General features: G+C 69.5%; 8 protein-coding genes and 1 pseudogene. 2 read left to right on the forward strand and 7 right to left on the reverse strand.

Translation table 11 applies throughout. The features are described from left to right. A pseudogene (locus tag WA944_RS17120) lies at window positions 1-150 on the reverse strand (oxidoreductase); the annotation flags it as partial. A gap of 35 nt (window positions 151-185) precedes the next feature. Between WA944_RS17120 and WA944_RS17125 the strand changes: the two are divergent. Beyond that, on the forward strand, window positions 186-611 hold the full coding sequence (locus WA944_RS17125; RefSeq protein WP_526368920.1) for a F420-dependent biliverdin reductase: 426 nt from the start codon (window positions 186-188) through the stop codon (window positions 609-611). A 6-nt stretch (window positions 612-617) separates the two neighbouring features. On the opposite strand, the gene WA944_RS17130 is transcribed toward WA944_RS17125, so the two are convergent. Then, window positions 618-1,745 (reverse strand): M24 family metallopeptidase, encoded by a 1,128-nt coding sequence (locus WA944_RS17130; protein WP_526368918.1) that lies wholly within the window; start codon window positions 1,743-1,745, stop codon window positions 618-620. A 128-nt stretch (window positions 1,746-1,873) separates the two neighbouring features. Here WA944_RS17130 and WA944_RS17135 point away from each other — a divergent pair, with 128 nt between their 5' ends. Beyond that, the gene (locus WA944_RS17135; RefSeq protein ID WP_526368916.1) at window positions 1,874-2,833 is read left to right on the forward strand and encodes a 5'-3' exonuclease; all 960 of its coding nucleotides are present in this window, start codon (window positions 1,874-1,876) and stop codon (window positions 2,831-2,833) included. Between the two features lie 11 nt (window positions 2,834-2,844). On the opposite strand, the gene WA944_RS17140 is transcribed toward WA944_RS17135, so the two are convergent. The 5 genes from WA944_RS17140 to WA944_RS17160 all read right to left on the reverse strand — a co-directional run. After that, window positions 2,845-3,657: a DUF4333 domain-containing protein gene (locus tag WA944_RS17140; protein WP_526368914.1), complete on the reverse strand. Its 813-nt coding sequence runs from the start codon at window positions 3,655-3,657 to the stop codon at window positions 2,845-2,847. Between the two features lie 56 nt (window positions 3,658-3,713). Continuing rightward, window positions 3,714-6,482 (reverse strand): DEAD/DEAH box helicase, encoded by a 2,769-nt coding sequence (locus WA944_RS17145; protein WP_526611630.1) that lies wholly within the window; start codon window positions 6,480-6,482, stop codon window positions 3,714-3,716. A gap of 7 nt (window positions 6,483-6,489) precedes the next feature. Next, on the reverse strand, window positions 6,490-7,440 hold the full coding sequence (tatC, locus tag WA944_RS17150) for a twin-arginine translocase subunit TatC (protein WP_526373906.1): 951 nt from the start codon (window positions 7,438-7,440) through the stop codon (window positions 6,490-6,492). 72 nt (window positions 7,441-7,512) lie between these two features. Next, entirely contained in the window at window positions 7,513-7,779 is a 267-nt protein-coding gene (gene tatA, locus WA944_RS17155) for a Sec-independent protein translocase subunit TatA (protein WP_163891430.1), read from the reverse strand. A 30-nt stretch (window positions 7,780-7,809) separates the two neighbouring features. Then, window positions 7,810-8,356, reverse strand: a 547-nt coding sequence (locus WA944_RS17160) for a helix-turn-helix transcriptional regulator (RefSeq protein WP_526647175.1), incomplete at its 5' end; no start/stop codon positions are given.

An 8,356-nucleotide genomic window follows, 5' to 3' on the forward strand; every position in this document is an offset into this window, starting at 1 on the left:
GCGCAGCACCGCGGTCTGCACGTCGAGGTCGTCGGGGCGGCGTGCGGCGAGCACCACGGTGGCGCCCGGAGCCAGCCGGCGTGCCACCTCGACGCCGATCTCGCTGCGACCACCGAAGATCACGAGCAACCGCCCGGACGTGTCTGTCACGTAAGTGATTATGTCCTGCGCTAGCGTGGTGACCGATGGCTACCTCAGGCCGCAAGGCAACCACTCGGCTGACCAACGATGCGCTGGCGTTTCTGACCGAACGCCACCTGGCCATGCTGACCACGTTGCGGTCGGACCAGTCTCCGCACGTGGTTGCGGTCGGGTTCACGTTCGATCCCAATACCCACATCGCGCGTGTCATCACCTCCGGCGGCTCCCAGAAAGCGGTCAACGCCGCGCAGCGCGGCGTGGCCGTGCTCAGCCAGGTCGACGGTGCCCGGTGGCTGTCCCTGGAGGGCAAGGCCACGGTGCACACCGAGATCGACGCCGTCCGCGACGCCGAACTGCGCTACGCCCAGCGCTACCGCACGCCCCGTCCGAATCCGAAGCGTGTGGTGATCGAAGTACGGGTGGAACGAGTGCTGGGATCCTCGACCCTGCTGGACCGCGGCGAACACTGAACCCGGTCAGGACACCGGCACAACGACCAGCTCGTGCGGGCGGTTGTTCACCGACAACGCCCCGTCGGCCGTGACGATCACGATGTCTTCGATGCGCGCCCCCCACTGTCCCGGGAAGTAGACTCCCGGCTCGACCGAGAACGCCATCCCCTCCTGTAGCGGCAGCGAGTTGCCTGCCACGATGTAGGGCTCCTCGTGCACCGACAAGCCGATGCCGTGCCCGGTGCGGTGTACAAACGCCTCTGCCAGCCCCTCCGCGGCCAGCACATCGCGGGCGGCGGCGTCGATCTGCTCGGCGGTGACGCCGGGCCGGACGGCGGCGACGGCGGCGCGCTGGGCCTGCTGCAGCACCGCGTACCGGCGGGCGACCTCGGGGTCGGGTTCACCGAGGCTGTAGGTGCGGGTGGAATCGGAGTTGTAGCCCGGCTCGTAGGGGCCGCCGATGTCGACGACGACGATATCGCCGGCCCGGAGTTCGCGATCAGAACACTCGTGGTGCGGGTCCGCACCGTGCGGACCCGATCCGACGATGATGAACGCGACTTCCGAATGCCCTTCGGCGACAATGGCTTCGGCGATATCGGCGGCAACGTCCGCCTCGGTGCGCCCGGGAACCAGGAACTCCGGCACCCGCGCGTGTACCCGGTCGATCGCGGCGCCGGCCTTGCGCAGCGCGTCGACCTCCGCGGGATCCTTGACCATCCGCATGGTGCGCAGCACCTCGGTGGCCAGCACCGGGACCACCCCGAGCACGTCGGCCAGCGGGAGCAGGTGCAGCGCGGGCATCGCGTCGGTGACCGCGACGGTGACGGAGCCACCGCCGAGGGCCTGCGCCACCAACGAATAGGGATCCTCGCCGTCCACCCAGTCGCGCACCGTGACACCGAGTTCGGGCACGGCGGATTCCTTGAGCGAGGCCAGCTCCAGGCGCGGCACCACGATCGTCGGACCCCCGCTCGCCGGAATCACCAGTGCGGTGAGCCGCTCGAAGGTCTGGGCCCGCGACCCGACGAGGTACCGCAGGTCGTAGCCCGGCGTGATCACCAGACCGGCCAGGCCGGCGGCGGCGGCCGCGCGGGCGGCTTCGGCCATGCGCCGGGCGTAAACGTCTGAGCTGAAACGGCCTTGCGTCATACCGTCCAGGCTAATCCCGGCCCTGTCCGCTCCCTCCGGCGAGCAGACGCAAAGTGCCATGACACGCCGAGAATCAGTGTCCTTTTGCGTCTGCTCGCGCGGGAAACCCGCCTGGCAGGATGACGCGCATGAGTGATGCTCCCCTGTTGCTGCTCGACGGCGCCAGCATGTGGTTCCGGTCGTACTTCGGGGTCCCGTCGTCGATCACCGCGCCGGACGGACGACCGGTCAACGCCCTGCGGGGGTTCCTCGACGCCGTCGCGACGCTGATCACCAGGGAACGTCCCCAGCGGCTGGTGGTGTGCCGTGACGACGACTGGCGTCCGCAGTGGCGGGTGGACCTCGTCCCGTCGTACAAGGCACACCGGGTCGCTGAGGAGAACCCTGCCGACGAGCCCGATGTCGAGGAGGTGCCCGACGAGCTGACCCCGCAGGTCGACATGATCATGGAGATCCTCGACGCGTTCGGGATCGCGACGGCGGGGGCGCCACAGGCCGAGGCCGACGACGTGTTGGGCACCCTCGCCGAGCGGGAGCGGCGCCACCCGGTGGTCGTCGTCAGCGGGGACCGCGACCTGTTACAACTCGTGCGCGACGACCCGGTCCCGGTCCGCGTGCTGTACCTCGGGCGCGGGCTGGCCAAGGCGGTCACCTACGGAGCCGACGAGGTCGCGCAGACCTATGGGGTGCCCGTCGAGCGGGCTGGCCCGGCGTACGCCGAGTTGGCGCTGTTGCGCGGCGACCCCTCCGACGGGCTTCCCGGGGTGGCCGGCATCGGCGAGAAGACCGCGGCGACGCTTCTGGCACAGCACGGATCCCTGGAACGGATCCTGGCCGCCGCCGAAGACCCCGCCTCGAAGCTGTCCAAGGCGCACCGCACCAAACTGCGATCCGCCACCGACTACATCGCCAGGGCCGAACCCGTGGTGCGGGTCGCGACGGATGCCGAGGTCACGATGTCGACAGAAACCGATGCGCTACCTCTGGTGGCTGCGCATCCGCGCAAGGTGGCCGAACTCGCCCAGCGCTACGGCGTGTCGTCGTCGATCGGCCGGCTGCAGAAGGCCCTCGACGGCCTGCCGGACTGACCGGGTCCCGCCTAGCGCGGGCGGCCGACCTCGTAGGTTCCGTTGTCGTCCTGGAACGTCACCGTCACCTGACGCTTGGTGCCGTCGATGCTGACCTCGCAGTTGAAGGTGTCGCCCTTCTTCACCGTCGGGCTCACCCCGTCATTGCACCGGACGTCGTTGACGTTGGTGGCGCCGTAACCGTTGGTCTCGTCGGTGAGGATCTGCTGGACGCCGTTCTGGGCTGCGTCGATGTCCAGCGTCGTCGTCACGAAGAAGCCGGGCTTCCAGAAGCCGAGCACCAACACGACCGCGACCACGACCACCGCGAGCAGGCCGACAACACCGCCGATGACGGCCATCGAGCGCTTCGAGCCCTCCTCGCCGCCGGGTCCGGGGTAGCCGCCGGGCGGGTACTGCCCGTACTGGCCGGGCTGCTGCCCGTACTGGCCGGGCTGCTGGCCGTATTGACCGGGCTGCTGGCCGTAGCCCGGCTGCTGACCGTACTGGCCGTACTGGCCCGGCTGACCGTACTGCCCGGGCGGGGGGTATCCGCCGGGGCCGTACTCGGGAGGCTGCTGACCGTACTGCTCGCCCTGCGGGTACTGCGGCGGGTACGCCGGCGGCGGCTGGGTGGGCTGCTGGTACTGCGGATACTGCTGCGGCGTGTACGCCGGCGGTTGCCAGGACGGCGGCTGATCGCCACCCGGGGCTTGCGGCTGCTCCGCGCCCGAGGGCGGCTGCCATCCCTGATTGCCGGCCGACTCGGCCGACGATTCCTCGCCCGGCCCAGGCTGCTGACCCGGCCACGGCTGCGTCGGGTCAGATCCCTGCGGTCCGCTCATTTCTCTCCTTGCTCGTCCGCGACTGATATGCCGGTTTCTGGCCTGCTGGGCACACCCTACCCCGCATCAACAGCTACGACGCCGCGCCGAACGTCGTTGATCGCGCGTTTCGCGGTCGCGCGTAACGCCGCTGACGGAGCCGCGTTACGGACCTGATCAGCCAAGTCCAGCACCTGGCGGCACCACCTCACGAAGTCGCCGGCCGACATGGAGGAGCCGGTGCCGGAACTGCCGGCGGCGTCCAATGCGGAGGCGAGGTCGCCGGTGCTCGCCCAGCGGTGGATCGCGGCGACAAAACCGTCGTCGGGTTCGCGGCTCTGGGTGATCCGGTGCCGCTGCTCGTCGGTGCGCAGCTCGGTCCACAGCCTGCGGGTCTGGTTCAGCGCGCGGCGCAGCCGACCGGTCGGCACGTCATGGCCGTCCCCGGTGCCGTAGCCGTCGCGCCGGGATTCGTAGAGCACCGACGAAAGCGCCGCGGCGAGTTCGGCGGCGTCCAGCCCCTCCCAGACCCCGGCGCGCAGGCACTCGGCCACCAGCAGATCGCTTTCGCTGTAGATCCTGGCGAGCAGCCTGCCGTCGTCGGTCACCACGGGGTCCGCCGGTGCCGCCTCGCCCCCCGGCGTGTCGTCCCCACGTTCGATGAACCCGCGCTCGGTGAGCAGCACGACGATCCGGTCGAAGGTCTGAGCCAGAGAATTGGTGGCTGCCGCGATCTTCTTGCGAAGCTGCTCGTTGTCGCGCTCGATCTTGAGGTAGCGCTCGGCGATGCGGGCCCGCTCCTCCCGGTCGGGCAGCTGGTGAGCCCGATGTGCCCGCACCCGCTCGCGCAGTGCTGCCAGCTCGGGGTCGATGTCGCGATCCGCTCGTGCACGGCTGCGGCGGCCGCGCCCCGACGGGACGTCCTTGCCCGCGGCTGCCGACCGCAGTGCCGACGCGAGGTCCCGACGCGCCCGAGGGTTTCGGTGCTCGACCCGCTTGGGCAACGACATCGACCCCATCGGGACCGACGCACCCGAATAGTCCGCCGATGAGATCCGGCCCGCCCAGCGGTGTTCGGAGAGCACCAACGGCCGCGGATCCTCGTCATCGCGTGCGGGCTCGAGCACCACGGCCAGGCCGCTGTGCCGTCCGTGGGTGATGGTGATGATGTCGCCGCGGCGCAGCGCGGTCAGCGCGTCGTTGGCGGCCTGGCGCCGCTGCAGCCGCGACGCCCTCGACTGTGCGCGCTCCCGCTCGGAGATCTGGGCCCGCAGCCGCACGTAGTCGAGGATCGCCGCGTTGCGTCCCGCGAGCTGGGCGGCCAGCTCGGTGAGGAGCCGCTCGCCGCGTTCGACGCCACGGACCAGGCCCACCACCGATCGGTCGGTCTGATACTGGGCGAAGGACCGCTCCAGCAGCCGGTGCGCCTGTTCCGGTCCCAGCTGGCGCACCAGGTTGATGGTCATGTTGTAGGTCGGCGCGAACGAACTGCGCAGCGGGAACGTCCGGGTCGAGGCCAGGCCCGCGACCTCGGCCGGGTCGACGTCCGGGTTCCATAGCACCACCGCGTGGCCCTCGACGTCGATACCGCGACGCCCCGCGCGACCGGTGAGCTGGGTGTACTCCCCCGGGGTCAACGGCATGTGCTGCTCGCCGTTGAACTTCACCAGCCGCTCCAGCACCACTGTGCGGGCAGGCATGTTGATCCCCAGCGCCAGCGTCTCCGTCGCGAACACCGCCTTCACCAGACCCGCGGTGAACAACTCCTCCACCGTGTGGCGGAACGTCGGCAACATGCCGGCGTGGTGGGCGGCCAGGCCACGAAGCAGCGCCTCGCGCCATTCGTGGAAGTCGAGCACGACCAGATCGGAGTCGTTGAGGTCGGCCGTGCGACGGTCGACGATCTCGGCGATCCGGCCCCGCTCCTCCTCGGTGGTCAACCGCAGCGACGACCGCAGGCACTGCTTGACCGCGGCATCACAGCCCGCCCGGGAGAAGATGAACGTGATGGCCGGCAGCAGGCCGCCGTTGGCGAGCACGCCGATCACCTCCGGCCGCCCGGGGGTGCGGTACACGCTGGGCCGACTGGTCCGTCCGCGGCCCCGCGGCTGCCAGTCGGCCAGCCGGTCGGCCTCGCGCCGATGCGAGATGTGGCGCAACAGTTCCGGATCGACCAGCAGGTCCCGGCCGGCTTTCGCCGGACCGGAGGAGCGGTAGTCGAACAGGTCCAGAAGTCGCTTGCCGACCATGACGTGCTGCCACAGCGGCACCGGACGGTGTTCGTCGACGACGACGGTGGTGTCACCCCGGACGGTCTGGATCCAACCGCCGAACTCCTCGGCGTTGCTCACCGTCGCCGACAGGCTCACCAGGCGCACGTCCTCGGGTAGGTGCAGGATCACCTCCTCCCAGACCGCGCCGCGCATCCGGTCGGCCAGGAAGTGCACCTCGTCCATCACGACGAACGAAAGCCCCTGCAGCGTCGGAGAGTTCGCGTACAACATGTTGCGGAGCACTTCGGTGGTCATCACCACGACGTCGGCGTCGCCGTTGATCGACTGGTCGCCGGTCAGCAGACCGATGCGCTGCGGGCCGTAACGGCGCACCAGATCGCTGTGCTTCTGGTTGCTCAGCGCCTTGATCGGGGTGGTGTAGAAGCATTTCCGCCCGGCCGCCAGCGCGAGGTGCACCGCGAACTCGCCGACGACCGTCTTGCCCGCTCCGGTCGGTGCACAGACCAGCACTCCGTGGCCCTGCGCGAGCGCCACACAGGCGCGGCGCTGGAAACCGTCGAGCTCGAACGGCAGGTGCGAGACGAACTCGGTGACTTCCGGCAGCTCCCCCACCGACGGCTCAGGTGGCGTCGTCATCGACCACGAGCCGTGACGGGGTGGGCACGGCCGATGGCGCTTCGATGGTCTCGGCGGGCCCGATCGGCGCCGCCTCGTCGTCGGCGACCTCCTGGAGCCGGGCACGCCGCGCCTTGCGCCGGTCGTTGAGCCGGGCCACCTGGATGGCCAGTTCCAGCAGCAGGGTCAGTGCCAGCGCCAGCGCCAGCATCGAGAACGGATCCGACCCGGGGGTGAAGAACGCGGCGAAGATGAACAGGCCCATGATCATTCCCCGGCGCCACGCCTTGAGCCGCTCATAGGTGAGCACCCCGACGAGATTCAGCATGATGATCAGCAGGGGGAACTCGAAGCTGATACCGAACACCAGCAGCAAGTTGATCAGGAAGCCGAAGTACTGGTCACCCGACAGCGCGGTCACCTGGACGTCGCTGCCGACCGTCAACAGGAAGTCCAACGCCGTCGACAGCACCACATAGGCCAGCACCGCGCCCGCGACGAACAGCAGTGCGCCGATCGTCACGAAGATCGCGCCGAAGCGGCGCTCGTTGCGGTAGAGCCCGGGGGTGATAAACGCCCACAGGTGGTAGAGCCACACCGGGCAGGCCAGTACCAGACCTGCCGTCAGCGCCACCTTCAGCCTCAACATGAACTGGTCGAAAGGGCCCGTGGCCAGCAGTCGGCACTCGCCGTCGGGCGTGATGTTCGCGCGTGCGGATTCCGGGAGCGCACAGTAGGGTCCGCGCAGCCAGTCACCGAGGCTGGGCATCCCGAAGATGCCGTGGGTGTACCAGAGGAACCCGAGGATCGTCGTCACCACGACGGCCAGCGCGGCCATCACCAGCCTGCCGCGCAGTTCGGTGAGGTGCTCGACCAGCGACATGGTGCCGTCGGGATTGGCGCGGGAACGCCGCTGACGCGGGTCGAGCTTCTTGAGGAGTCCGGGAATTTGCACGGAGGTGGCCTAGGTGCTGCTCACAGGCGCAGTCACGTCGCGGACCGAGGAGCCCGCGACCGGTATGACTGGTCAGGCTGTGCGCTTGTCCGACGACGGGTCAGGTGCTGGCTGGGTGGCGGCGCCACCCGGACGGTCCGCCGGGTCGGCGACCCGTTCCGAGGAGATCTGCGTCGGTGCATCCGGCTTGGAATCCGCCTGCATCTCCTTGATCTCGGACTTGAAGATGCGCATCGACTTGCCCAGGGAGCGTGCCGCGTCCGGGAGCTTTTTGGCACCGAAGAGCAGCACGAACACGGCGATGACGATGACCCAGTGCCAGGGTTGTAGACCACCCAATTTGGTTACCTCCAGACGTCTGGGCCGAGTCTACTCGTTCGGGGCCTCGGTGCCGACTCGATACGCATCCAGTGCGGCGGCGGCGGACTGCCGGACCAGCTCGGCCAACTGCTGGGGCCCGCGCACCCGTACCGCCGACCCGAACCCCAGCACGAATCGCGCCATCCACTGGTCGGACGCATAGGTCATCGCCGCCTCGCAGGACCCGTCGGGGAACTCGCGCAGCACCCGCAACGGGTAGTAGTCGAACATCCACGACGCCGACCGGTCGACCAGCAGCGTCGCCGTGGGCAGGGACGAATCGGCGGTGTCGGGATCGAACAACGAGGTGTCCGGGCCTGCCTGCACCGCCGGCGGCGGCGGCACCGACGGTTCGTCGAGGACCCTCGCGTCGACGATCCGGTCCAGCCGGAACAGCCGGACGCCCTCGGCCGTCCGGCACCACGCCTCCAGGTAGCTGTGGTCAGCGACGAGGACGATGCGGATCGGGTCGACGACGCGACTCGACAGTGCGTCGTGGGACGCCGAGTAGTACTCGATGGCCAGCGCCCGGTCCGTGCGCACCGCGGTGCGCACC

This window comes from Mycobacterium sp., from assembly GCF_049683355.1.
Lineage (GTDB): Bacteria > Actinomycetota > Actinomycetes > Mycobacteriales > Mycobacteriaceae > Mycobacterium.

Coding starts and splice junctions, on each gene's coding strand:
- WA944_RS17125 (WP_526368920.1), top strand. CDS start 186: ATGGCTACCTCAGGCCGCAAGGCAACCACTCGGCTGACCAACGATGCG.
- WA944_RS17130 (WP_526368918.1), bottom strand. CDS start 1,745: ATGACGCAAGGCCGTTTCAGCTCAGACGTTTACGCCCGGCGCATGGCC.
- WA944_RS17140 (WP_526368914.1), bottom strand. CDS start 3,657: ATGAGCGGACCGCAGGGATCTGACCCGACGCAGCCGTGGCCGGGTCAG.
- WA944_RS17135 (WP_526368916.1), top strand. CDS start 1,874: ATGAGTGATGCTCCCCTGTTGCTGCTCGACGGCGCCAGCATGTGGTTC.